This is a genomic window from Streptomyces sp. NPDC107559, from assembly GCF_055657365.1.
Genome location: NZ_JBVKBD010000010.1, coordinates 149,631 through 171,564, shown reverse-complemented (window position 1 = coordinate 171,564; position 21,934 = coordinate 149,631). Strand labels below are relative to the sequence as shown.

The following is a 21,934-nucleotide window of genomic DNA, read 5'->3' as shown; positions in this document are numbered from 1 at the left end:
CTCCACCTCAGCCCGGCATCCCGCTCCGCCCACCCTCGTAAAGGAACACGCCCATGCGCAAGTCGTCGCTCCGCCGTGCCTGCGCGGCCCTGGCCGCCGTCACCTCCCTCGCCCTGGCCGTCACCGCGTGCGGTGGCACCACCAAGAACGACGTCGCCGCCGACAGCGGCTCGGCCGCCGCGGGCGGCACGGCCGACCCGAACGCCGCCACGAAGAAGGGCCTGACCGTCGGCTTCCTGCCCAAGGCGGTCAACAACCCCTACTTCACCACGTCCGACAAGGGCGGCGAGGCGGCGCTGAAGGAGCTGGGGTCCAGCTACAAGGAGGTCGGCACCTCCAGCGCCACCGACACCGCCGGCCAGGTCTCCTACGTCAACACCCTCACCCAGCAGCAGGTCGACGCGATGGCCGTCTCGGCGCAGGACCCCGGCGCCCTGTGCACCGCGCTCAAGCAGGCCATGAAGGGCGGCATCAAGGTCGTCACGTACGACTCCGACACCAAGGCGGACTGCCGCAACGCCTTCGTCTCCCAGGCCAGTGCCGAGGACCTGGGCCGTACCGAGGTGCAGCTGCTGGCCGAACAGATCGGCTACAAGGGCGAGATCGCGATCCTGTCCGCCGCGCAGACCGCGACGAACCAGAACACCTGGATCGACTACATGAAGGAGGAGCTGAAGGACCCCAAGTACAAGGACATGAAGCTGGTCAAGGTCGCCTACGGCAACGACGACGCCCAGCAGTCCTTCCAGCAGACCCAGGGCCTGCTCCAGGAGTACCCCGGCCTGAAGGGGATCATCTCCCCGACCACCGTCGGCATCAAGGCGGCCGCCCAGTACCTCTCCGGCTCCAAGTACAAGGGCAAGGTCAAGCTGACCGGCCTCGGCACCCCCAACGACATGCGCACCTACGTCAAGAACGGCACCGTCGAGGGCTTCGAGCTGTGGGACCCGGCCAAGCTCGGCGAACTCGCCGCCCGTACCGCGGTCGCGCTCGCCTCGGGGCAGATCACCGGCAAGGAGGGCGAGACCTTCACGGCCGGCTCCATGGGCTCGTACACCATCGGCAAGGACGGCGTGATCAGCCTCGGCAAGCCGACCGTGTTCGACGCCAAGAACATCGACCAGTTCAACTTCTGATTCCCCAAGGGGTGTTGATGCGACGCGTGTGCTTCCTGCTGAAGGTCCGGGCGGACCGCCTCGACGAGTACCGCGAGCGGCACGCCGCCGTGTGGCCGGAGATGCTCGACGCGCTGTCCGCCACCGGCTGGCACAACTACTCGCTGTTCCTGCGCGAGGACGGCCTGCTCGTCGGCTACCTGGAGACCGAGGACTTCGCGGCCGCCCAGGCAGGCATGGAGGCCACCGCGGTCAACGCCCGCTGGCAGAAGGAGATGGCGCCGTTCTTCGAGTCGCTGGACGGCGCCAGACCCGACGAGGCGATGAAACCTCTCACGGAGGTCTTCCACCTCGCCTGACCTGGAGTCCCAGGGCTCGAGCCCGTTCCGGCTCGAGCCCTGCCGGGGTTCTTCCCGGGGCTCGTCCCGGGATCCCCTTCAGGACGTGCCCCCAGGACCGACCCCCCAGGACCGGCCCCCCCACGACCGGAACCACGACTGGAACCCCCACGACCGGAACCACGACTGGAACCCCCACGACCGGAACGTCCATGACTGGAGCCCCCATGAGAAGACGCACGGTTCTCGCCAGTGCCTTGGCCGCCGCCGCGGTGGCCGTCCCCGGCACGGCCCGGGCGGCCACCCCCGGCCCCTCGGTCACCGCCTCGGGCACGACCCTGCTCGACGCGCGGGCGATCTACTTCGTCTCCTACGACGGTCTCGTCAACAACAACGCCTTCCAGAAGAACGGCCTGCTGACGTACAAGGGATACCAGTACGCGGCCTGGTACACCGCGACCCGCAACGCGGTCGTCGCGCGCCGGGCCCTGGGCACCGCCGGCTGGTCCACGATCACCCTCTCGCACCAGCTCAAGAGCGACGACTCGCACAACGTGATCTCCCTGGGCGTCTCCAGGACGGACGGCCGGCTGCACCTGAACATGGACTCGCACAGCGACGGCTTCTTCTACGTGAAGTCGGTCGCGGGCCTGGTCGACAACCCGGCCGGCACCGCCTGGACCGCGGCGGTCCTCGGCTCCGTCCAGACCACCCTCGACGGGCTCGCCCTCACCTCGCAGTTCACCTACCCGCAGTTCATCGCCACCCCCGAGGGCAGGCTCCAGCTCAGCTATCGCGTCGGCGTCTCCGGCAACGGCCGCAACGCCCTCGCGGAGTACGACGGTTCGGCCTGGAAGGCACTGGGGGAGTGGACCTCCGCCACCGGCACCTACACCAGCGAGCACGGCTCCAGCACCGCCCGCAACATGTACCTGCACGGCATCGACTACGACACCGGCGGCCGACTGCACTCCTTCTTCACCTGGCGCGAACAGAACAGCGCCGTGATGTGCAGCAGCGGAGGCATCACCAACCACGACACCGGCTACGTCTACTCCACCGACCGCGGCCGCACCTGGCGCAACGACGCCGGCACGCTCGTCGCCACCACCGGCGGCTCCGACGTGGTGGCGGTGACCGACAGCGGCCTGGTCGTCGACACCCTCAACCCCGACCACTCCCTGATGAACCAGGAGAGCCAGGCCACCGACTCCGCCGGACTGCCGCACGCGATCATCAGCTACGTCCCCGGCCGCTTCGGCCAGTGCACCACGAACTACGTCACCGACCGCACCGCCAACGGCCGTGCCTTCCACCTGCGCAAGAACTCCTCCGGCGGCTGGCAGAAGACCGAGATCCCCGTCGCACCGAACTCCAGCCAGCGCACCAAACTGGTCCTGGACAAGTACGACAACGCCTACGCCGTCCTGCCCCACGGCCGGATCGCCGGCGCCTCCAGGTCCTCCGGGTACACCGACTGGACACTCCTGTACGACGCCGCCGCGCTGAACGCCTTCGGCGAAGTCGTGATCGACGAATGGCGTGTCAAGGCGGACAACGTGCTGTCGTTCATGTACCAGGAGAAGTCCACCGGTACGACCCCCTCGGCACTGCGTGTCGCCGACTTCGCCCTGCCCGCCTGATCCCACCTGCTCACCCGGGGGCTGGGGATAATGTGAAGTATTCCCGCCGCCCCATGTTCCTCTGGAGGTCCCCGCCCGATGGCCCAGTCGGTGGGTATCAAGGACGTCGCCCGCGCCGCCGGAGTCTCCGTCGGCACGGTCTCGAACGTCATCAACCGCCCGGACACGGTCGCCGGCGAGACCCGGGCCCGGGTGCTGTCCGCGATCGACCGGCTGGGCTACGTCCGCAGCGAGTCCGCGCGCCAACTGCGCGCGGGCCGCAGCCGGATCATGGGGCTGCTCGTCCTCGACATGGGCAACCCCTTCTTCGTGGACGTCGCGCGCGGCGCCGAGCGGGCCGCGCGCGAGGCGGGGCTCGGCGTGATGGTCTGCAACAGCGCCCAGAACCCGGGTGAGGAGGCCGAGTACCTGTCGCTCTTCGCCGAGCAGCGGGTGCGGGGCGTGCTGCTCACCCCCGCCGACGCCACCGGACGCAACATCGAGTCCTTCCGCCGGCACGGCATCCCCTTCGTCCTGGTCGACCGGGTCGCGGAGGGCACCACCGAGTGCTCGGTCTCCGTGGACGACGTGGCGGGCGGCGCGCTGGCCGTACGCCATCTCGTCGACGCCGGACACCGCAGCATCGCTTACGTCTGCGGGCCGCCGGGCCTCAACCAGGTCCGCGACCGCCGCACCGGCGCCCTGAACGCGCTCGCCGAGGCGGGCCTGGGCCCCGAAGCGCTGCGCGAGCTGCCCACCGAGCGGCTCGACGTCGCGGCGGGCCGGGACGCGGGCGCCCGGCTGCTCGGCCTCGCCGACCGGCCGACCGCCGTCTTCTGCGCCAACGACCTGCTCGCCCTCGGTGTCCTCCAGGCCATGTACGCGGCCGGGGTCGGCGTCCCCGACGACCTCGCGATCGTCGGCTACGACGACATCGAGTTCGCGGCCGCCGCGGCCGTCCCGCTCACCTCCGTACGGCAGCCCGCCGTCACGCTGGGCGCGCTCGCCGCCGAGCTGCTCCTGGAGGAGACGGAGGCGGAGGGCGGGCGCACGGCCCACGAACACCGCCGGGTGGTGCTCCAGCCCGAGCTGGTCGTCAGGCGCTCCAGCCTTCCCGGGCGCTGAGCCACGGTTCAGTTGCTGTTCATGATCCCCGGTCGGGCCGCACCGCCCCGGGTGTGCTGAACTGGGACGGCCCAGTCCGTCCGTATGGGGAGCCCTGTTGACCGTCAGTTACCGCCAGCCCGGAGTCGTCCTCACCGACCGTCACTTCACCGTTCCCCTCGATCACGACGACCCGACCGCAGAAACGATCCAGCTCTACGGTCGGGAAGTCGTCGCGAGCGACCGGGCACGCCAGGACCTGCCGTGGCTGGTCTACCTCCAGGGCGGCCCCGGCTTCGGCGCCAACCGGTTCGTCGGCCGTCAGGCCTGGCTCGGCCGCGCCCTGGAGGAGTACCGCGTCCTCCTGCTGGACCAGCGCGGCACCGGCCACTCCACGCCCGCCAACCGCCAGACGCTCCCGCTGCGCGGCGGCCCCGCCGAGCAGGCCGACTACCTCGCCCGCTTCCGCGCCGACTCCATCGTGCGGGACTGCGAGGCGATCCGCCCCCAGGTCACCGGCGGCGCCCCCTGGACCGTCCTCGGCCAGAGCTTCGGCGGCTTCTGCACGCTCACGTACCTGTCCAAGGCGCCCGAAGGCCTGGCGGCGGCCATGGTCACCGGCGGCCTGCCCTCCCTGCACGCCCACGCCGAGGACGTCTACCGGGCCGCCTACCCGCGCATCGAACGCAAGGTCGTCGCGCACTACGCCCGCTACCCGCAGGACGTCGAGCGCGCCCGCCGTATCGCCGACCACCTCCTCCACCACGAGGTGACCCTCCCCAACGGCTACCGGTTCACCGTCGAGGCCTTCCAGTCCCTCGGCATCCTCCTCGGCGGCGCCGAGGGCAGCCACCAGCTGCACTTCCTCCTCGAACGCGCCTTCGTGCGCACCTCGCGGGGCCTGGAGCTGTCCGACGCCTTCCAGGAAGAGGTCCAGGGCCTCCTGTCGTACGCCGGACACCCCCTGTACGCCCTCGTCCACGAGGCCATCTACGGCCAGGACGGCCGCCCCACCGCCTGGTCGGCCGAACGCGTCCGTGCCGAGTTCCCGCAGTTCGACGCGGCGAAGACGCTCACCGGCGACGCACCCCTGCTGTTCACCGGTGAGTCCGTGCACCCCTGGATGTTCGACTGCGACCCGGCGCTGCGCCCGCTGCGCGAGACCGCCGAACACCTCGCCGCCCGCACCGACTGGCAGCCCCTCTACGACCCGGCGCGCCTGGCCGCCAACGAGGTACCGGTCGCGGCGGCCGTCTATCACGACGACATGTACGTCGACACGGCCCACTCCCTGGAGACCGCCCGTGCCGTCCGCGGCCTGCGCACCTGGGTCACGGACGAGTTCGAGCACGACGGCGTACGAGCCGGCGGCCCCCGCGTCCTGGACCGCCTCCTGGCCCTGACCCGCGACGAGGTCTGAGGCCCGCCCCGCGATCAGGACCGGACCCGAGATCCCCTCGGGTCCGGCCCTGCCCGCACACCGACGACCGACCCGCCGTGCGCCGACCCCGACGGCTGGGACGACCCCTGGGTTCAACATCGCTGTTGTCGGCCATTGCTGTCTGCCGGTGATGCCGGGTTGGATGGCCCGATGGAGCGCATCGAGACCGAACTGCTCACCGACGGTGGCAACGACGCCGTGGTGCGCCTGCCCGGCAGACGGTTCCCCGGGGTCCTGGTACAGGGCGACTCCCTTCACATCCTCCGCAGCGACGTGGCCGAGGTGCTGGAGGCATGCGAGCAAGGCGACCTGGATGAAGCCCGGGAGTCCGCCGCCCTTATTCTCGCGAACCTGGATGCTCTGCTGGCACGGTACGAGGCTGCGCTGAGCGAGCACGAGATTCCTCGGCCGTACTGAGCTGTTGGACCGTCAACTCGGCAAGTTGGGGCCACTCGAGCCCGATCGGTCGCTGAACTGCTCAGCCGACCCGGGCATGGCCTCGACGGGCTCGGTCGGTCCCACCGGGGTTCCCCGTTGTTCCCCGCTGGATCTGGCACGGATGTGGCACGCCTGGGTCCGTCCCTGGACTCCCTCGATGATCAACGGTTGAACGTCGGTCTATTGAGGTGTCCGAGGGTGATGATCCCGGCTCCAATGATTGCGACAGCCGAGGAGGAAAACATCTCGACCGCCAGCAACAGGGCACCGGCCCCCCAGATCCTTGGGTGCTCGACGTTGCGCTGTAGCCATCGGCCGGGCACTCGCCCGAGTACTAGGGCGTACGGGCCAACTACGGTGCCTGCGAGTTGCAGCGCAGCCACCGCGCCCATCCACCCAGCACTATGAGCGCGAAACCCGCTCCCACGTCCTACCCCCTCGCGAGGCCGCGCTCTGACGGCCGGACGCAGTGTGGCACAGGGGCCTACCAACGTTGATCAACCGCCCTTGCGCCTCGGCTGATCAGCCTCTGGGGTCCGGCCTCGACCGCCGTGGCGCGAGTCACCGTGGGTTCAAATCCCACACCGACCGCAGGTGAACGGCACCGGACCAGGCGGCGGAGCGACTTGGTGAGATCCTCACCTGCGCTGATGGTCCGCAGACGGCTGCGCTTGCTCGCCGGTGTCTGTCTGCGTCGCTCAGCTTGGGAGGCAGCCTGCACGTACTGCCCCGCGGCCATCACTGCGGAAGCGCTCATCCTGGTGGATCTTCCGCCGCCGCTGGTGTCAGTCGCCACACGCGGTCTTGAGAGGCGCGTGTGGTCTAGCCTCGGATCAGCAGGACCATCGCCGTTCCGATGCCGATCAGTCCGGCAGCGGCAACCACTGTGGCTATCACTCGCACGCCACCGAAGTTCTTCGCGCGGGTCTGCTGCGCCGGCTTCCCCTCCAGCCCGGACACGATCGTGCTGCGAAACCAGCCGGACCCCTTCGGAGAGGCAATGAACGAACCCATGACCAGCGCGCCGACTCCCCAGATCAACAGAAACACCTGACCGCCGTGGGTGGCCTGCGCGCTGAGCTGCACCATGATCCGCATCCTGGCGGGTTCCTCTTGGGCTCGTCAACGATCTTCCATCACCCTCCCCACAGGTACTTCGAGGTGGGTCTCGACGCGCACGATCCCGTCGCCCTGGCGATGCCCGGGAGCCAGGGGGACGTGACCGTGCCGGCGCGGCGGTTCCCGTACCGGGTCTCCGATGTCACGGGCCTGCCGCGCTACGGGTACGCCGGTTCGCCCCAGCACTGGATCCCGGCACCTCCGTAGGAACGGCCCCTCGTCAAGGACGCGCCGTTGGCCGACCGAGGACCGTTGCGTGACGTCGGGAGTCGGCGCGTCAGGCGCACGTCACTTCGACGCCGCGTCTTCGCAGCTCTCCGAAACCTCCACCACCTCGAAGACCACGGGGAACTTGGTGATCTGCTGGTTCGGGCCAGGCTGGGAGTCGCAGATCTTCCACGCGGTGGGGTCGTCCACGGCACGGCCCTGTCCGCTCGCGTCCTTGAAGACCATGTCGAGTTCGGAGCCCATCTGCTCGGATGCCCGCCCGGCGTTGCCGCCGATGACATCGGGCATGACGGCGGCGACGGGCTCGGGGTCTGCTGGACGACGCGTCTCGGCGGCTCCCGAGCTGCTCGTGGTGCTCGCCGAGACATCCGGCACGGAAGATGCTTCGCAGGCAGTGAGCGAGGCCAGAAGAGCGGCGGCGAGGGCGGGTCTCAGAAAGTCGGCGACGGGCATGTCGTGTTCCCCCAGGTGCGACGGCAGTTTCGAACCGTATTCAATCCGATGATCGCGTCCAGTCGTAGGCCGGACAGCGCAACGGCTCGGGGACTTGCCCGGGACCTGACCGACGGTCGGGCTTCGTAGATGGCCGTGAGACGACCTGCCGGCGCCGACCGCGCCCGCCCTCACTTCCATGAACGTGGGCGCACACACGCTGTTCTCGGCCAAGTCGTCCCCTCTCGCCGCACGTTGACGCCGCAATCGGCTCTCGCCATTGATGGGGGTGGCGCAGGGCGTCGGGTAGCGTTTTCGCGGCGCTTGCGCCGTGGTGTTCGAGCTGTGGGTCGAGGGGGAGATGCATTGAGCGACACGGAACTGCTCGCACGGCGTTTCGAGGAGCACCGGGGGCATCTGAAGGCTGTCGCCTATCGGATGCTCGGCTCGCTCGTCGAGGCCGAGGACGCGGTCCAGGAGACGTGGCTCAAGCTCGCCCGGACCGAGACGGAGGAGATCCGCAACCTCGGGGGCTGGCTGACCACCGTGATCGGGCGGGTGTGTCTGGACCTGCTGCGGTCGCGTGCGGCGCGCCGTGAGCAGCTGACGGAGACGGGTGGCACCTTCGAGGCCCTCGACACCTTCGTCCCCGACCCCGTGGTCGGCCCGGCGGCCCGGATCGATCCGGAGGCGGAGGTGCTCCAGGCCGACTCGGTGGGGCTCGCGCTCCTCGTCGTGCTGGAGACCCTGGAGCCCGCCGAGCGGCTGGCGTTCGTTCTGCACGACATGTTCGCGGTGCCCTTCGACGACATCGCGCGGATCGTCGACCGCAGCCCGGCCGCGACCCGGCAGCTGGCCAGCCGGGCCCGGCGCCGGGTGAAGGACGTCGCACCGCCGACCGAGCCGGACCGTGGACGCCAGCGCGAGGTACTGGAGGCCTTCCTCGCCGCCTCCCGGGCCGGTGATCTGGAGGGGCTGGTCGCCGTCCTGCATCCGGATGTGGTGCTGCGGGTCGACTCGGGTGCGCTGGTGCGCGGCGCGGCCACGTCCAAGGTGGTACGCGGGGCCAGGCGGGTGGCCGAACAGGCCGCGATGTTCTCCCGGTTCGCGGACGCCACCCGGCTGGTGTCGGTCAACGGTTCGCTGGGGCTCGCCACCGTGCCCGACGGGCAGCCGCAGTCGGTCGCCGCCCTGACCGTCGTCGACGGCCTGATCACCGGCATGTACCTCCTGGCCGACCCGGAGCGCCTCGCCCACCTCGGCCTCGAAACCCTGGCGGACTGAGCGAGGGCCCGGACGCCTGGGCCGACCGCGGCGGGCCCGAGGGCCGGCCGGCCGGTCGGCTCAGGCGGCGACGGTGAGCGGGCCGAGGGCGCGGCACGGGCCCACGACCCGACCGTCGGGCAGCAGTTCACCGGTGTCGTCGAAGACGATGGTGCCGTTGCACAGCAGGCTCCAGCCCTGCTCGGGATGGGCCGAAACGGTCACGGCGGTGCGGTGGTGCGTGCTGTCCGCGCTGGGACACGGGGGCTGGTGGCTGCACATGTCGTCTCTCCTCGATCCGCGGGCTCCTGCCTCGGCCGGCTCCTCCTCCCTTGGTAGCCGACGTTGTTTTCCGTCGGATGAGGAGTCCCCCACAGGACCGGAAACACGACGGTGAGTTTTCCGGTCCCGGGGACCGCGGCCGCGGTGGCCCCGCGGGCCCTCTGCCGAGGATCAGTCCGTCCCGTGGGCGGGGCAGTGCGGCGGCGGGAGCTCTCCCCGGCTTTCCCGGTCGGCCCTTTTCGGGGCAGGGGCAGGGGCCGGGGCCGGGGTGCGGTGATCGAGATGCAGGCGCAGGCCCTCCGGCATCAGTGTCAGCCGCTCGGTCACCCGCAGCCGGTAGTCGGGGTCGGGCCGCAGGTCGTAGCGGCGCAGCAGCAGGCCGAGCACCAGGGTGGCCTCGTGCAGCGCGAACTGGCGGCCGATGCAGGCCCGGGCGCCGGTCCCGAACGGCTTGAAGGTGTGCGGGGCACGGGCCCGTACCGCCTGGGCGTCGAAGCGGTCCGGATCGAAGCGTCCGGCGTCCGGCCCCCACACCTCGGGGTCGCGGTGCAGCATCGGCGTGAGCACCAGCGCCCACGCGCCCCGCCGCATCGGATGCGTCCCGCCCAGCACGGTGTCCTGCCGGGCCTCACGGGCGAAGGCGGGCGCCGTCGGCCACAGCCGCAGCGACTCGTCCAGCACCCGGCGCACATAGCGCAGCCGGGCCACCTGTTCGTACCCCGGTACGGCGGCGTCGCCCCACACCCGGTCCACCTCGGCACGGGCGCGGGCCGCGACCTCGGGGTGGCGGGAGAGGTAGTGCAGGGCGAAGGAGAGTGCGCCCGAGGTGGTCTCGTGGCCGGCGACCAGGAACGTGACGACCTGGCGCCGTACGTTCTGCGCGGACAGCCGCTCCCCGGTCTCCGGGTGCGCGGTGCGCAGCATCCGGTCGAGCAGGTCGCCACCGTCGGCGTCGCTGTCGCTGCCGTCGCCGTGCGCCGCGCGCCGGGCCCGTACGAGGTCGTCGACCGTGCGGTTGAGGTAGGCGATGTCGGCGGCGTTGCGCCGGGACGCGCGGCGCAGCAGCAGGGGAGTCAGCGGTGCGGGCACGGTGTTGAGGCGCTGGGCGTAGGCGAGCGTGCCCACCATGGCGGTGACGAAGGGGTGCGGCCGGGAGCGTTCGAAGGAGTCGAAGTCGTGCCCGAAGCCGGTGCGCGCGATGGTCTCCAGGGTCAGCCGGGTCATGTCGCCGGGCACGTCCACCGACCGGCCCGCCGTCAGCGCGCGGTCCCAGTGGTCGGTGAGCCGGGCGGCCACGTCCAGCATCATCGGGTGGTAGGCCGCCATGGCGTCCCGGCTGAAGCCGGGCGCCAGCACGTCGTGCGCCAGCTGCCAGTTGGGCTCGTGGTTGTACGCGGTGAACAGCGCGTCCCCGACGACCGGCCGCAGATTGGCGATCCCCAGCCCGACGTGCTTGGCGAAGCGGGCCTCGTCCGCCATGTCGGCCGCGAGCCCGGCCCCCCACACGAAGACGAACTCGCGGCCGAACACCCGGCGCCGGAAGATCGGTCCCAGCTGCCGGGCGAACCGCATCGAGTCCTGCACGGGGGTGCGCCGGCTCGCGCCGACGAGGTCGCCGAGCAGGGGCAGCCGGTGCGGGGGATGAGGGATGCGGTGCAGCTCGGGCCAGCCCTGCTCGGCGCTGCGGAACCCCCTCGGCAGCGCGTCGCCGGGAGGCGCGACCGTGCCCACCGGTTCCGGTCCGGCCGGCTTCGTCGCTCCCGTCGGCCCTGCCGTCTCCGCCGTCTCCGCCATGACGTGATCTCCCTCGATCAGCGGCGCGTCGTTCGTGTTGTACGTGGGTTCAATAGCGGTTCCAGTCTGGTCCCGCTGTTGAACCGACGTCAAGTAAAGTGCCGTCATGGCCGCGAACCAGGGGCAGCGCGCACGTCGTCGGCTCAGTACCGAGGAGCGCAGGGAGCAGCTTCTGTCGGTCGGCGCGCGGCTGTTCTCGGAGAGCCCGTACGACGACGTGTGGATCGAGCAGGTCGCGGAGATCGCGGGTGTGTCCCGGGGCCTGCTCTACCACTACTTCCCGACCAAGCGGGATTTCTTCGCGGCGGTCGTGGAGCGCGAGAGCGAGCGGATGCTGCGGATGACCGCCGCCGTACCCGGTGTCCCGGTGCGCGAGCAGCTCACCGCGGGCCTCGACGCGTATCTGGAGTACGTCCACTCGCACGCTCATGGATACCGCGCGTTCCATCGCGCGGACGCGGCCGGCGACCAGGCCGTGCGCAGGGTCTACCAGCGCGCCCTGGCCGCCCAGGAGCGCCAGATCCTGGCGGCCCTCGCCGCCGACCCGGAGTTCGGCCCGGTCTTCGAGGAGCGTCCCGACGTACGGCTCGCGGTGCGCGGCTGGCTCGCGTTCACCACCGCCGTCTGCCTGGAGTGGCTGCGGGAGGAGGGCGTGTCGCGGGAGCAGGTGCGGGAGCTGTGCGCGCGGGCGCTCCTCGGGGTCATCTCGTAAGCGGATCTCGGATCTCAACGGACCCCGGGTTCCGTTAACTGGACCTCGTCGACCGGATCTCGCGATGGGACCCGATGGCCCGGTGCGTGCCGCGTGGTTGGCGTGCGCCCTGATCTTCGATAAGTTAGGCAAGGCTTACCTAAGGAGGTTTTCGGGATGGGTGACAGCCAGACCTGGACGGCCGCGCCTTCCGCGGCGGAGCGGGCGCGTTCGGTGCTCGCCGCCGCGTGGTCGTGCGCGGTGACCGCGGACGGCGGACGCGAGGAGTACGTCGGTGCGCACGCCGTGGACGCCGACGGCCGGGTGCTCCTGCACGTGCCCGACGAGAGCGCCCTGCGCACGGCCGCGATCTGCGCGCCCCGCGGCGAGCCGTCCGCCGTCCTGGAGTTCGCCGACGTCGCCCCGGTCCCCGTGCGCAGCCGCATCCGCGGCCGGCTCTGGCTGGCCGGCTGGTTCCAGCCCGTGGACGGTCACCTCCTTTTCCAGGCCACGCGGGTGGTGCTGCGGCAGCAGTCCGGGGCGACGGTCGTCGGCCTCGACGAGTTCGCCGCCGCCCGGCCCGACCCGCTCGCCACGGCCGAGGCCCATCTGCTGACCCACCTCGCCGACGCCCACCCCGACGCGGTCGAACGGCTCACCCGGCTGATCCGGCCGGACAGCCTGCACGGCGCCGTACGCGTCCAGCCGCTCGCCGTCGACCGGCACGGACTGACCCTGCGCATCGAACGGGCCCGCACCCACGGCGAGGTGCGACTGCCCTTCCACGCGCCCGCCGACGACGTCACCCAGCTCACCGAGCGCATGCACGTCCTGCTCAGCCAGGCGAGCGCCGCCGCCTGCCCGCGCTCCCTACAGTGGCAGCGCACAGACCGCGAGAGGTGAGGCGAACGGGTCGCCCGCGAGCCGCAGCCCGCCGCGCTCCGCGTCCACGTGGAAGACGCTGACCGTGCCGGAACGCTGGTTCGCCGCGAACAGCAGCCTGCCGTCCGGCGAGAACGCGATCTGCCGCGGGAAGTCGCCCGCCACCGCCACCGTGCCGAGCAGCCGGAGCCGCGCGCCGTCCGCCTCCACCGCGTACCGCGCGATGCTGTTGTGGCCCCGGTTGGCGAGGAACGCGTAGGAACCGTTCGCCGTGACCAGGAACTGCGCAGGGTAGTTGGTGCGCTTGCCGCTCCCGGTGGACTGCGGATCGCCGACGGCCAGCCGGCCGGTGGCCGGGTCGTAGCGGCAGACGGCCACCGTGTCGTCGACCTCGTTGGCCAGGTAGGCGTACCGGCCGCCGGGGTGGAAGGCCAGCTGGCGCGGGCCCGCGCCCGGCCGGGCGTGCGCCCGCGCGACCTCGGTGAGCGTGCCGGCCCGGTCGTCCAGCCGGTAGGTGTAGACCGTGTCGGTGCCGAGGTCGACGGCGAGGACGTGACGGCCGTCCGGGGCGGTGACGAACTGGTGCGCGTGCGGGCCGTGCTGGCCCGGTCCGGGGGCGGGGGAGGAGTGCGTCACCCGGTCCGTGCGCTCGCCCGGCGCCCCGGACGCCTCGATCGGGTGCACGCTCACGCTGCCCGAGCCGTAGTCGGCGGTGAGCAGCCAGCGTCCGCCCGGGTGGACCGACAGATGGCAGGGCGACGCGCCGCCGGTGGCACGGCTGCCCAGCACCCGGCCGTCGGACAGCCGTACGGCGGTCACGGCGCCCTGCTCGCGCTCGTTCACCGCGTACAGCGTCCGGCCGTCCGGGTGCACCGCGAGATACGACGGGTCGGCGACGCCGGTGAGGACGCCCGAGCCGGTGGCGGTGATCAGGCCGGTCGCGCTGTCGTAGGAGGCGAGCCCGATGCCCTTGCCGCCGTCCTCGGGAGAGGTGTACGTGCCGACGTAGAGGGGGCGCGGACCGGTGGAGCCCGAGGTACCTCCCGACGCGTCGGGGGCCGGCCGCCGGGACCCGGATCCGGCCCCGGTGCCTGCCGTCCCGGCCGGCTGCGAGGCCTCCGGCGAGGTGCCGCAACCGGCCAGGGCCGCCGCCGCGGCCGCTCCGCCGAGCGCACCGACGAAACGGCGCCTGCTCCAGCCGCCGCGCGACGCTTCTGCCCCACTGCCCATCTGCGCACCTCAGGTCGTCGGTGGTCCCGGTCGTCACGGCCACCCTGACGCGCGGCGCCCCCGAAGCGCAAAACGACCGGTGGGTGTTGCGCAGGGTGCAACACCCACCGGTGTCCGGGCAGCCCGCTACCAGGTGCCGTCCTGCACCGGCTTGCCCGGCGCGTCCTGCAGCGGCTGCACCTGCTGGGGCGACGGCTGCTGCCAGGGCTCGTGATCGTCACCGAGCCAGTCGCCGACCGGCCGCACATCCCCGAGGGCGTCCGTGGGGGCGAGATCCTCGGCCTCCTCGTCGTAGTAGTCGTACCAGGGCAGGCCCGCCCGGGTGTACGCGGCGCGGTCCACGGGCGACGGCGGCGGCTCCTCGCCGGTGATACGACGCCACTGCGGCGGTGTCACCAGGTGCACGAAGACCCGTCCGGCCGGCTCGGCCGACCAGTCCTTCGCCGGCCGGTCGTCCCGGTAGACCTCCTGGCGCATCGAGCCACCGACACCAAGCCCCATGGCGGCCGCGGCGCGCGGCGCTCCACCCGGCGCGGCCGCGGCCGGCGGGGCCATCGGCACGGCGCCGCCCGGTGCGGCCATGGACGCGGCCGGGAACACGCCGCCGAGCACGGAGGGCGGGCCGCCGTAGCCGTCCCCGGCCGGCCGCGACGCCCGCATACGCTCCTGCGCCAGACGGCGCTCCCGCTCCCGCTCGCGCCACTCGGCCAGCGCCCGGTCGTTCAGCGGGAACGACTGGAGCTGTACGCCGCCCCACACCTCCTCGCCCGTGACCTGCCCCTCGACCGTCGCGCCCAGACCCAGCGGCACCGCCACGAACTGGCGGACCGTGCCCTTGCCGGAGTTGATGCCGTCCAGCCAGGGCTGCCGCGGCAGTACGACGTAGTTCTGCGGCTCGCGGGACAGCCGGCCGCTCCACGGCTCGCCCGAGACCGCGCACACCTTGCCCACACCCACCTGGAGCGCGGCCGGTTCTTTCGTCCCCGAGAAGCTCAGCCACATCGCCTCGCGCAGATGGACCGGCAGCATCACACCGCCCCGCGCCAGCCACTCGGCGGGGACGGTGTCCGGGTGGTCCGCGACGCTGCGCACCGGGAACTCGCCCAGTCCGGGCGGCAGCGGATGGGTCCCCTTCTCGGGCAGCCGCAGCGTGCGGACGAACCGCACCGCCACCCCGCCCGGCAGCCGCAGCGTGTTTCCGTCGATCCGTACGGTGGTGTCGGTCATCCGCACTCTCCCCCTCGCCCTGTACCCGCTCGTACTCGTACGTGCTCGTGCTCGTCTCGCTCGTACCGGTGCTCGTCTTCTGTGCTCGTGCTCGTCCTCGTGGCCGTCGTGACAGTGAACGTCCGACGAGTACCGCGCGGTTCCGCCGCCAGCGGACCGGCGGACCGCGGAGCGGCACGCTGCCGGACTCGCATCGCCACATCACTGCGACGGCCTATGCGCGCAGCCGGGCCACCCAGGACAGCCGCGCGTGCTGGCGGTGTGCGCAGCGGTCCAGTTCCTCCATCAGGCGGCGCGAGCGGTGCTCGGTGTCGAGCTCGTCGATGATGCGGGTCGTCTCGGTCAGCACCGCACCGAACAGCTGCCACTGCCGGGCATCGCGCTGGATCTCCTCCAGCAGCAGCCGGGACAGCTTGTCCCGGGTGGTCGCCGCCTGCCGCAGCCCGGCGGCGAGCCGGTCCTCGGCCGACTCGGCGTTGGCGCTCACATGGCTGGTGACCAGGACCGCGAAACTGACCACGGCGTCGGCGACCTCGGACAGCAGCTGTTCCACGACGTCCCCTGTCCCGGGCGGGAACAGCGGCTCGGACTCGCGCTCCTTGGCGAGGTCGGTCAGCGTACGGGTGATCACCCGCAGCACGACCGTGCAGATCTCCAGGGTGTCCAGCCCGGTGCGCAGCACGATGCGGTGCAGCAGGCCCTCCTGCACCCGCGGATTGAGCCGCAGACTGTCCTCGGCCTGCCGCAGGTCGGCGTCCACCTGGGCGATGTCGTGGTCGAGCCGGCGTGCCTCGTGCAGCCGGGCCGTCGCATGCTCCACGGGCGTGTGTCCGGCGGCCTCCTGGCCGACCCGCAGCATCAGCTGGCGCACCCGGCGCGCCAGTTCCACGATCGACTCGCCCGCCTCGTCCACCCACACTGGTGGAGCGAGCAGCAGGTTGCAGCCGAGCCCGACCACCGCGCCGATCAGCGTCTCCAGGACCCGTGCCCACGCCACGTTGCCGACCGCGGTGACACCGAGCACCAGCATGGCGCTGATCGCCACCTCGGGCACGAACTCGTCGACCCGCACCAGATGTCCGACGGCCAGTGACGCCACGATGACCAGCGCGAGGCTCCACCAGGTCAGTCCCACCAGAAGACTGAAGGCGACGGCGACCAGGACCCCGGCCACCACGGAGTTCACCCGGCGGATCCCGGTGGTGAGGGTGGAGTACAGGGTGACCTGGACGACCAGCAGCGCGGTCAGCGGGGCCGTCAGGGGCGCGGGTTCCGGACTGAGGTGCAGGGCGATGACGTAGGCGATCGTCGCCGCGGCGGTCGACCGCAGCGCCTGGACGACGACGGGGTCCCGGTGGCGCCTGACCAGCCGTCCGAGGGACTCTTTCCACTCCTGTGCAACGTGCATCTCTTGGCCTGTTCCCCGTCCCCGGACCGCTCGAACGTCCCGGTCGAGGACCGTGGTTGTCCGCAAGGGCGCCTAGATTTGTTCCCACCAGCCGGAAGCCACAGGAGGGGCAAGGGCATGACGGAGTCACAGACGGAGTTCCAGGGCATCGAGGTCCTCACCCGGTCGTACGACTACCTGCGGGAGGTGGTCGCCGCGGTGCCGGAGGGGGCCTGGGCCGCGCCGACCCCGTGTTCCGCGTGGTCGGTACGGCAGGTCCTCAACCACGCGCGCATCGACCAGCAGGCCTACGGCTGCGTCCTGACCGGCGGCCGGCCCGACGGCGACCCCTTCCGGCCGGACGACTCGCTCGCCGGGGACCCGGTGGCGGAACTCGACAAGGTGCTGGTCGCGGTCGCCGACGCGTACGCGGGGCTGCCCGGTGACGTGGAGCAGGTGCCGACGCCGCTGGGCCCGCTGCCGCCGGCCGTGGCCGTGGCGGCGGCCGCGATGGACGCGGCCGTGCACGCGTGGGACATCGCGGTCGCGACCGGCCGGAACCGGCCATTTCCGGATGGCCTCGCCGAGGGCATCCGGCCGGCGGCGGACCGACTCGTGGACCACCTGCGCGACGCCTACCAGGTGTTCGCGCCCGCCCGCGCGAGCCATGAGGACCACACGGCGGCCGAGGCGCTGCTGGCCTTCCTGGGCCGCGACCCGCGCTGGGCGCCGCCGGCCGGGTGAGCGGACCGGCGGCGAAGGGCTCAGACGTCCAGCTTGTCGAGGAACGCGGACAGATTGCCCGTCGTACGGGCGATCTGCTCCTCCTCCGTCAGGCTCTCCTCGAAACGGGAACCGGAGTCGAGTGCCTTCTTGCCGCGTACGTAGAGGGAGCACGCGAGGTCGGTGCACATGTACAGGCCGACCGAGTTCCCCTCGCGGCCCGCGGCTCCCGCCTTGCGCGCGGTCATCAGCGAGACGCCGCCACCGCGGTGGGTCGTCAGGCAGAGCGAGCACATGCTGCGGTGCAGGATGCCGCGCTGCGAGGACGGGAAGCGCAGCGTCACCCCGACGAGCCGCCCCGACCGCTCGGTGACCAGGTAACTGCGGTCGGGCGCGCCCGGATCCCGCCAGCCCAGGAAGTCGAGGTCGGCCCAGGGGCGCCGGTCGAGATCCCGGGGCACGGACAACCGCTTGGCCTCGCCCTTCGAACAGTTGACGAAGGACTCGCGGATCTCCGGCTCGGTGAGCGATCTCATGGGGGTGGCCTCCTGGCACGCGGGTACGACGGGGACGGTGGGTACGACGGGGACGGTGGGTACGACGGGGACGGTGTGGACGGTGGGTACGACGGGGACGGTGGGTATCGAGGGCAGTGGATACGGCGAGGCGTCCGGTGGTGCCCGCACTCCGGACGCCCGCAAACCTAGGGGTACTAGGTTTCTGCCAAGGGTAAGCAGTGCCCCAGGGGGCACGCCAACGGATTTCCGGGGGAAGGTGGGTGGCCGTCGCTTAGCTCGTTACGTGAATTAAGGGTCATAAGAAGTGCGCCCGGCGAGCCTGCGGCGGTATGTTGCAGGTCGGGCAGGGTGCCGGACCCGTTCCGACGGGTTCCGGGCAGGGTTCGGGAGGAACCACATGGCGGGGCGGAACGGGCGCACGGTGCGCGACCTGAGGCGGGCCAACCGCACGGTCGTGCTGCAACGGCTTTACTTCGACGGCCCGTTGAGCCGCTTCGAGCTGGGCCCGGTCACCGGCCTGAGCTCCGGTTCGGTCAGCAACGTCGTCTCCGACCTGGTCGCGGACGGCCTGCTGGAGGAGGCCGGCAGCGTCGACTCCGACGGCGGCCGCCCGCGCACCCTGCTGCGCGTCGCGCCCGGCAGCGGCCACATGATCGGCGTCGACGTCGGCGAGACCCGGGTACGCATCGAGCTGTTCGACCTGACCCTCACCGAGCTCGCCCGTGCGGAACGCCCCCTGGAACACCAGCGGTACGAGGTCGAGGTGATCGTCGGGCACATCCGCGACGGCATCGCCGAGGTGCTCGCCACCGCCGGCATCCCGCCCGAGCGGCTGCTCGGCGTCGGCATCGGCGTGCCCGGCATCGTCGAGTACACCGCCGACCGCGGGGCCGTCGTGCACGGGCAGACCATCGGCTGGTCCGCGGTCCCGCTGGAGGCGCTGCTGCGCGCCGGGACCGAGCTCCCCGACAGCGTGCCGTACTTCATCGACAACGGCGCCAAGACCCTCGGCCAGGCCGAGATGTGGTTCGGCGGCGGACGCGGGGCCCACAACGCGGTCGTCGTCCTCTTCGGCTCGGGCGTCGGAGCCTGCCTCGTCACCGCCGACGTGGAACACGGCCGGGCCGTGGAATGGGGCCATCTGACCGTACGGGTCAGGGGGCGCCGCTGCCGCTGCGGCGCGCTCGGCTGCCTGGAGGCGTACGCGGGCGCCGAGTCGCTGCTCCAGCGGTGGAGCGAGGCGGGCGGACAGCCGCCGCGGGGCGCCGACGAGGAGACGGCGCTGACCGCGATGCTGGCCGCCGCCTACCCCGTCGACGGCGACGGCACCGCCGACCCCGTCGCCCTCGCCGTCCTGGAGGAGACCGCCGAGTACCTGGGCGCGGGCCTGTCCGACCTGATCAACCTCTTCCAGCCCGAACGCATCCTCATCGGCGGCTGGGCCGGTCTCCAGCTCGGCGCCCGCTTCCTGCCCTCCGTCCGCCGGCACGCCACCGCGTACGCCCTGCGGCATCCCGCCGAGAAGGTCACCGTGGAACTCGGCAGGCTCGGGCCCGACGCGGTCACCGTCGGCGCGGCGATCCTGCCGCTCGCCGACTTCTTCTCCCGCGGCGGCCGCCGCCCGGAACCCGAGCCGGAGGGACCGGCCCCGGCCTGGCGCACGGCCCTCCAGGAGCGCGCCCCGCACTGACCGACCGCGGAGCCCCTATCGGCGTGGGGCCTCGCACTCTCATCCCGCCGTGCGCCACCACGAGGACTCGGGCTCGGCCTCCGTCTCCTCGTCGCGGCGCAGGCCCAGCAGGAACTCCTCCAGCACCTCCGTCGCCGTGTGCCGCGGGTACCAGCCCAGCTCGGTGTGCGCCCGTGTGCAGTCCATCAGGGGCAGCCGCAGGACCGCGTCGAAGAGCTGGGGCGAGGCGGGCAGCAGCCGCAGGCCCCAGGCGGCGGCGACCGCGGTGCGGGCCGCGGTGCGCGGGAGCCGTACCGGACGGGCGCCGAACATCGCGCTCAGCAGTTCCGAGTCCACCGGGGGGGCGGCCGCCAGGTTGTAGGCGCCGTGGACCTGGCGGTGCACCGCCAGCCGGTACGCCTCGGCCGCGTCGTCCGGGTGCAGCACCTGCACCCGCAGTCCCCGGACCTCCGGCAGGAACGGCAGCAGGTCGGGCCGGGGCTGCGGAGCACCGGGCCGCAGCCGCCCGCCGTGGGTGCGGCGCGGCGCGCGGGCCGGCTCGCGCCGGACGAGGAAGGCGGGCCGCATCCGTACCACCCGGATCTCGGGATGCTCCCGCTCGAACGTGTCCAGCACCCGCTCCAGGTAGGCCTTCTCCCGGCAGTACGCGGCGCCGGGCCAGCCGTGCGTCGGCCACGACTCGTCCGCCGTGTGTCCCTTCGGCCCCGGAGAGTAGGCCCCCACGGACGACCCGTGCACCAGCGTCGGCACCCCCGCCGCGGCCACCGCCTGGAAGACCCGGATGCTGCCCAGCACATTGGTGCGCCAGGTCACCGCGGGATCGTGCGTCGGCCGCAGCGTCCAGGCCAGGTGGACCACGGCGGCCGCGCCCTCGAACTCCTTCACCGGATGGGGCCGCTCGGTCGACAGGTCGACCGCGGCCCAGTCCGTCTTCGGCGGTGACCAGTCGGGGAGCCGGCGGGCCAGGCCCAGCACCGCGCCCACCTCCGGATCCTCGGACAGCAGCCGCACCAAGCTCGTGCCGACATGACCGGTGGCGCCCGTGACGACCACCCTCCGTCCCGGTTCGCTGCTCACCTCGGTCTCCTCCCTGTGGGTGGGAAGCCGCCGAGTACCCCGGCTCCTCCCTGTGGGTGGGAAGCCGCCGAGTACTTTGGCTCCTCCCTTTGGGTGGGAAGCCGAGTACCCGGTCCGCGCGGACCCGCACCTGTGACGGCGGTCGGCGGAGGAGGGCTCAGCCGGAGAAGGCGTCGACCCCCGTGAGCTCGGCCGACAGCGTCCACAGTCGCGTGGCCTGCGCGGGGTCGGTCGCCCAGTCCTTCACACCGTTGGGCTCGCCGCCCTCCACGGCGGGCTCGGCGACGTCGCAGTCCTCCAGGTACAGGCCGCCCAGGCCCTCCAGCCGGGGCGAGGTCGCGGCCCACACCTGGGTCGCCGCACCCTGCTCGGGGGTCTTGAAGCCCTTCGGGTTCAGCAGGTTCCCCTCGGCGTCGATCCAGCCGCGCTCGATCATCTCCTCCTTGGGGAGGTGCCGCTGGAGCGGGGTGATGATGCCGCCGGGGTGCAGCGAGAAGGCCCGTACGCCCGCGTCCCGGCCCAGCCGGTCCAGCTCCAGGGCGAACAGCGCGTTCGCCGTCTTGGCCTGTCCGTACGCCTCCCACTTGTCGTAGCCGTGGCGCCAGTGGACGTCGTCCCAGCGCATGCCGGAGAAGTGGTGGGCCCGCGAGGAGACGGAGACGACGCGTGCGCCGCCCGCCGCGATCGCCGGCCACAGACGGTTGACCAGGGCGAAGTGTCCCAGGTGGTTGGTGGCGAACTGGGCCTCCCAGCCGGGCCCGACCCGGGTCTCCGGGCAGGCCATGATCCCGGCGTTGTCGATGACGAGGTCCACGGTCCGGCCGGAGGCGAGGAACCGTTCGGCGAAGCCGCGCACGCTCTCCAGGTCGCCGAGGTCCAGTTCGTCGAGTTCCACGCCGTCGATCCCGGCGAGCGCCTCGCGGGCGGTGTCCGAGCGACGGGCCGGGACGACCACGTGGGCGCCCGCCTTCGTGAGGGCCCGGGTGGTCTCCAGCCCGAGGCCCGAGTAGCCGCCGGTGACGACGGCGAGCCGGCCGGTGAGGTCGATGCCCTGGAGGACGTCGTCGGCGGTGCTCTCGGCGCCGAAGCCCGAGCCGATCTTGTGCTGTGCGGTGGTCATGTCTTGAACGCTACGAATTCGAGTGCTCTCGAAGTCAAGCGAGATCGGCCGACTGCGAGATCGGCCGGCGGCGAGATCGGCGGCGGCGAGGCCGGCGGCGGAGAGGCCGGCCGGACAGCACAACGCCCCGACCGGACGGGGGAATCACGGTCGGGGCGGCTCAGGGTGGGAGCGGAGGGCGGTCGCCTCGCGGCGAGGGCTCCCCAGGGCTTC

General features: G+C 72.1%; 22 protein-coding genes. 12 read left to right on the top strand and 10 right to left on the bottom strand.

All coding sequences use genetic code 11. The annotated features are described in order from the left end of the window. Window positions 1-53 precede the first annotated feature (53 nt). The 6 genes from rhaS (at window position 54) to ACZ7OY_RS27765 (ending at window position 6,037) form a co-directional block, all read left to right on the top strand. A complete protein-coding gene (rhaS, locus tag ACZ7OY_RS27790) occupies window positions 54-1,136 on the top strand; it encodes a rhamnose ABC transporter substrate-binding protein (protein WP_471913886.1) in 1,083 nt (360 codons plus the stop codon). A gap of 17 nt (window positions 1,137-1,153) precedes the next feature. Beyond that, on the top strand, window positions 1,154-1,474 hold the full coding sequence (locus ACZ7OY_RS27785) for an L-rhamnose mutarotase (protein ID WP_385525946.1): 321 nt from the start codon (window positions 1,154-1,156) through the stop codon (window positions 1,472-1,474). A gap of 206 nt (window positions 1,475-1,680) precedes the next feature. Continuing rightward, the gene (locus ACZ7OY_RS27780) at window positions 1,681-3,096 is read left to right on the top strand and encodes a BNR repeat-containing protein (protein ID WP_471913885.1); all 1,416 of its coding nucleotides are present in this window, start codon (window positions 1,681-1,683) and stop codon (window positions 3,094-3,096) included. Between the two features lie 78 nt (window positions 3,097-3,174). Continuing rightward, the gene (locus ACZ7OY_RS27775; protein ID WP_471913884.1) at window positions 3,175-4,200 is read left to right on the top strand and encodes a LacI family DNA-binding transcriptional regulator; all 1,026 of its coding nucleotides are present in this window, start codon (window positions 3,175-3,177) and stop codon (window positions 4,198-4,200) included. A gap of 97 nt (window positions 4,201-4,297) precedes the next feature. Further along, window positions 4,298-5,599, top strand: coding sequence for an alpha/beta fold hydrolase (locus tag ACZ7OY_RS27770; RefSeq protein WP_471913883.1), 1,302 nt, complete (start codon window positions 4,298-4,300; stop codon window positions 5,597-5,599). 171 nt (window positions 5,600-5,770) lie between these two features. After that, a complete protein-coding gene (locus tag ACZ7OY_RS27765) occupies window positions 5,771-6,037 on the top strand; it encodes a DUF6959 family protein (protein WP_471913882.1) in 267 nt (88 codons plus the stop codon). Between the two features lie 843 nt (window positions 6,038-6,880). On the opposite strand, the gene ACZ7OY_RS27760 is transcribed toward ACZ7OY_RS27765, so the two are convergent. Beyond that, entirely contained in the window at window positions 6,881-7,147 is a 267-nt protein-coding gene (locus ACZ7OY_RS27760; protein WP_471913881.1) for a hypothetical protein, read from the bottom strand. 72 nt (window positions 7,148-7,219) lie between these two features. On the opposite strand from ACZ7OY_RS27760, the gene ACZ7OY_RS27755 reads away from it, so the two are divergent. After that, entirely contained in the window at window positions 7,220-7,384 is a 165-nt protein-coding gene (locus ACZ7OY_RS27755) for a hypothetical protein (RefSeq protein WP_471913880.1), read from the top strand. An 81-nt stretch (window positions 7,385-7,465) separates the two neighbouring features. On the opposite strand, the gene ACZ7OY_RS27750 is transcribed toward ACZ7OY_RS27755, so the two are convergent. Further along, window positions 7,466-7,858 (bottom strand): hypothetical protein, encoded by a 393-nt coding sequence (locus ACZ7OY_RS27750; protein WP_471913879.1) that lies wholly within the window; start codon window positions 7,856-7,858, stop codon window positions 7,466-7,468. Window positions 7,859-8,203: 345 nt separating this feature from the next. Between ACZ7OY_RS27750 and sigJ the strand changes: the two genes are divergently transcribed. Further along, window positions 8,204-9,121: an RNA polymerase sigma factor SigJ gene (sigJ, locus tag ACZ7OY_RS27745; protein ID WP_471913878.1), complete on the top strand. Its 918-nt coding sequence runs from the start codon at window positions 8,204-8,206 to the stop codon at window positions 9,119-9,121. 60 nt (window positions 9,122-9,181) lie between these two features. On the opposite strand, the gene ACZ7OY_RS27740 is transcribed toward sigJ, so the two are convergent. Next, window positions 9,182-9,382 (bottom strand): DUF5999 family protein, encoded by a 201-nt coding sequence (locus tag ACZ7OY_RS27740; RefSeq protein ID WP_471913877.1) that lies wholly within the window; start codon window positions 9,380-9,382, stop codon window positions 9,182-9,184. Window positions 9,383-9,553: 171 nt separating this feature from the next. Continuing rightward, window positions 9,554-11,176 carry a cytochrome P450 gene (locus ACZ7OY_RS27735; protein WP_471913876.1) on the bottom strand — a complete coding sequence of 541 codons (1,623 nt, stop codon included), beginning with the start codon at window positions 11,174-11,176 and terminating at the stop codon, window positions 9,554-9,556. 106 nt (window positions 11,177-11,282) lie between these two features. Between ACZ7OY_RS27735 and ACZ7OY_RS27730 the strand changes: the two genes are divergently transcribed. Continuing rightward, window positions 11,283-11,888, top strand: coding sequence for a TetR/AcrR family transcriptional regulator (locus ACZ7OY_RS27730; protein WP_384721893.1), 606 nt, complete (start codon window positions 11,283-11,285; stop codon window positions 11,886-11,888). Between the two features lie 156 nt (window positions 11,889-12,044). Further along, window positions 12,045-12,770 (top strand): DUF2470 domain-containing protein, encoded by a 726-nt coding sequence (locus ACZ7OY_RS27725; RefSeq protein WP_471913875.1) that lies wholly within the window; start codon window positions 12,045-12,047, stop codon window positions 12,768-12,770. On the opposite strand, the gene ACZ7OY_RS27720 is transcribed toward ACZ7OY_RS27725, so the two are convergent. The 3 genes from ACZ7OY_RS27720 to ACZ7OY_RS27710 all read right to left on the bottom strand — a co-directional run bounded on the left by ACZ7OY_RS27720 (window position 12,738) and on the right by ACZ7OY_RS27710 (window position 16,614). Further along, window positions 12,738-13,979, bottom strand: coding sequence for a lactonase family protein (locus tag ACZ7OY_RS27720; protein ID WP_471913874.1), 1,242 nt, complete (start codon window positions 13,977-13,979; stop codon window positions 12,738-12,740). The genes ACZ7OY_RS27725 and ACZ7OY_RS27720 overlap by 33 nt on opposite strands. A gap of 126 nt (window positions 13,980-14,105) precedes the next feature. Next, window positions 14,106-15,206, bottom strand: coding sequence for a hypothetical protein (locus ACZ7OY_RS27715; protein WP_471913873.1), 1,101 nt, complete (start codon window positions 15,204-15,206; stop codon window positions 14,106-14,108). A 214-nt stretch (window positions 15,207-15,420) separates the two neighbouring features. Further along, a complete protein-coding gene (locus ACZ7OY_RS27710) occupies window positions 15,421-16,614 on the bottom strand; it encodes an FUSC family protein (protein ID WP_471913872.1) in 1,194 nt (397 codons plus the stop codon). A 117-nt stretch (window positions 16,615-16,731) separates the two neighbouring features. Here ACZ7OY_RS27710 and ACZ7OY_RS27705 point away from each other — a divergent pair, with 117 nt between their 5' ends. Next, on the top strand, window positions 16,732-17,337 hold the full coding sequence (locus tag ACZ7OY_RS27705) for a TIGR03086 family metal-binding protein (RefSeq protein WP_471913871.1): 606 nt from the start codon (window positions 16,732-16,734) through the stop codon (window positions 17,335-17,337). Between the two features lie 20 nt (window positions 17,338-17,357). On the opposite strand, the gene ACZ7OY_RS27700 is transcribed toward ACZ7OY_RS27705, so the two are convergent. Further along, window positions 17,358-17,852: an FBP domain-containing protein gene (locus ACZ7OY_RS27700; RefSeq protein WP_351607096.1), complete on the bottom strand. Its 495-nt coding sequence runs from the start codon at window positions 17,850-17,852 to the stop codon at window positions 17,358-17,360. 379 nt (window positions 17,853-18,231) lie between these two features. On the opposite strand from ACZ7OY_RS27700, the gene ACZ7OY_RS27695 reads away from it, so the two are divergent. Next, complete coding sequence (locus ACZ7OY_RS27695; protein WP_471913870.1) at window positions 18,232-19,524, top strand: ROK family protein; 1,293 nt, start codon at window positions 18,232-18,234, stop codon at window positions 19,522-19,524. A gap of 39 nt (window positions 19,525-19,563) precedes the next feature. On the opposite strand, the gene ACZ7OY_RS27690 is transcribed toward ACZ7OY_RS27695, so the two are convergent. Next, window positions 19,564-20,601, bottom strand: coding sequence for an NAD-dependent epimerase/dehydratase family protein (locus ACZ7OY_RS27690; RefSeq protein WP_471913869.1), 1,038 nt, complete (start codon window positions 20,599-20,601; stop codon window positions 19,564-19,566). 157 nt (window positions 20,602-20,758) lie between these two features. After that, window positions 20,759-21,721 carry an SDR family NAD(P)-dependent oxidoreductase gene (locus ACZ7OY_RS27685; RefSeq protein ID WP_471913868.1) on the bottom strand — a complete coding sequence of 321 codons (963 nt, stop codon included), beginning with the start codon at window positions 21,719-21,721 and terminating at the stop codon, window positions 20,759-20,761. Window positions 21,722-21,934 lie beyond the last annotated feature (213 nt).

Bases quoted from the DNA above. Each gene is read 5' to 3' on its own strand.
- rhaS (WP_471913886.1), top strand. From the start codon at position 54: ATGCGCAAGTCGTCGCTCCGCCGTGCCTGCGCGGCCCTGGCCGCCGTC.
- ACZ7OY_RS27785 (WP_385525946.1), top strand. From the start codon at position 1,154: ATGCGACGCGTGTGCTTCCTGCTGAAGGTCCGGGCGGACCGCCTCGAC.
- ACZ7OY_RS27780 (WP_471913885.1), top strand. From the start codon at position 1,681: ATGAGAAGACGCACGGTTCTCGCCAGTGCCTTGGCCGCCGCCGCGGTG.
- ACZ7OY_RS27775 (WP_471913884.1), top strand. From the start codon at position 3,175: ATGGCCCAGTCGGTGGGTATCAAGGACGTCGCCCGCGCCGCCGGAGTC.
- ACZ7OY_RS27765 (WP_471913882.1), top strand. From the start codon at position 5,771: ATGGAGCGCATCGAGACCGAACTGCTCACCGACGGTGGCAACGACGCC.
- ACZ7OY_RS27760 (WP_471913881.1), bottom strand. From the start codon at position 7,147: ATGGTGCAGCTCAGCGCGCAGGCCACCCACGGCGGTCAGGTGTTTCTG.
- ACZ7OY_RS27750 (WP_471913879.1), bottom strand. From the start codon at position 7,858: ATGCCCGTCGCCGACTTTCTGAGACCCGCCCTCGCCGCCGCTCTTCTG.
- ACZ7OY_RS27740 (WP_471913877.1), bottom strand. From the start codon at position 9,382: ATGTGCAGCCACCAGCCCCCGTGTCCCAGCGCGGACAGCACGCACCAC.
- ACZ7OY_RS27735 (WP_471913876.1), bottom strand. From the start codon at position 11,176: ATGGCGGAGACGGCGGAGACGGCAGGGCCGACGGGAGCGACGAAGCCG.
- ACZ7OY_RS27730 (WP_384721893.1), top strand. From the start codon at position 11,283: ATGGCCGCGAACCAGGGGCAGCGCGCACGTCGTCGGCTCAGTACCGAG.
- ACZ7OY_RS27725 (WP_471913875.1), top strand. From the start codon at position 12,045: ATGGGTGACAGCCAGACCTGGACGGCCGCGCCTTCCGCGGCGGAGCGG.
- ACZ7OY_RS27720 (WP_471913874.1), bottom strand. From the start codon at position 13,979: ATGGGCAGTGGGGCAGAAGCGTCGCGCGGCGGCTGGAGCAGGCGCCGT.
- ACZ7OY_RS27715 (WP_471913873.1), bottom strand. From the start codon at position 15,206: ATGACCGACACCACCGTACGGATCGACGGAAACACGCTGCGGCTGCCG.
- ACZ7OY_RS27710 (WP_471913872.1), bottom strand. From the start codon at position 16,614: ATGCACGTTGCACAGGAGTGGAAAGAGTCCCTCGGACGGCTGGTCAGG.
- ACZ7OY_RS27705 (WP_471913871.1), top strand. From the start codon at position 16,732: ATGACGGAGTCACAGACGGAGTTCCAGGGCATCGAGGTCCTCACCCGG.
- ACZ7OY_RS27700 (WP_351607096.1), bottom strand. From the start codon at position 17,852: ATGAGATCGCTCACCGAGCCGGAGATCCGCGAGTCCTTCGTCAACTGT.
- ACZ7OY_RS27695 (WP_471913870.1), top strand. From the start codon at position 18,232: ATGGCGGGGCGGAACGGGCGCACGGTGCGCGACCTGAGGCGGGCCAAC.
- ACZ7OY_RS27685 (WP_471913868.1), bottom strand. From the start codon at position 21,721: ATGACCACCGCACAGCACAAGATCGGCTCGGGCTTCGGCGCCGAGAGC.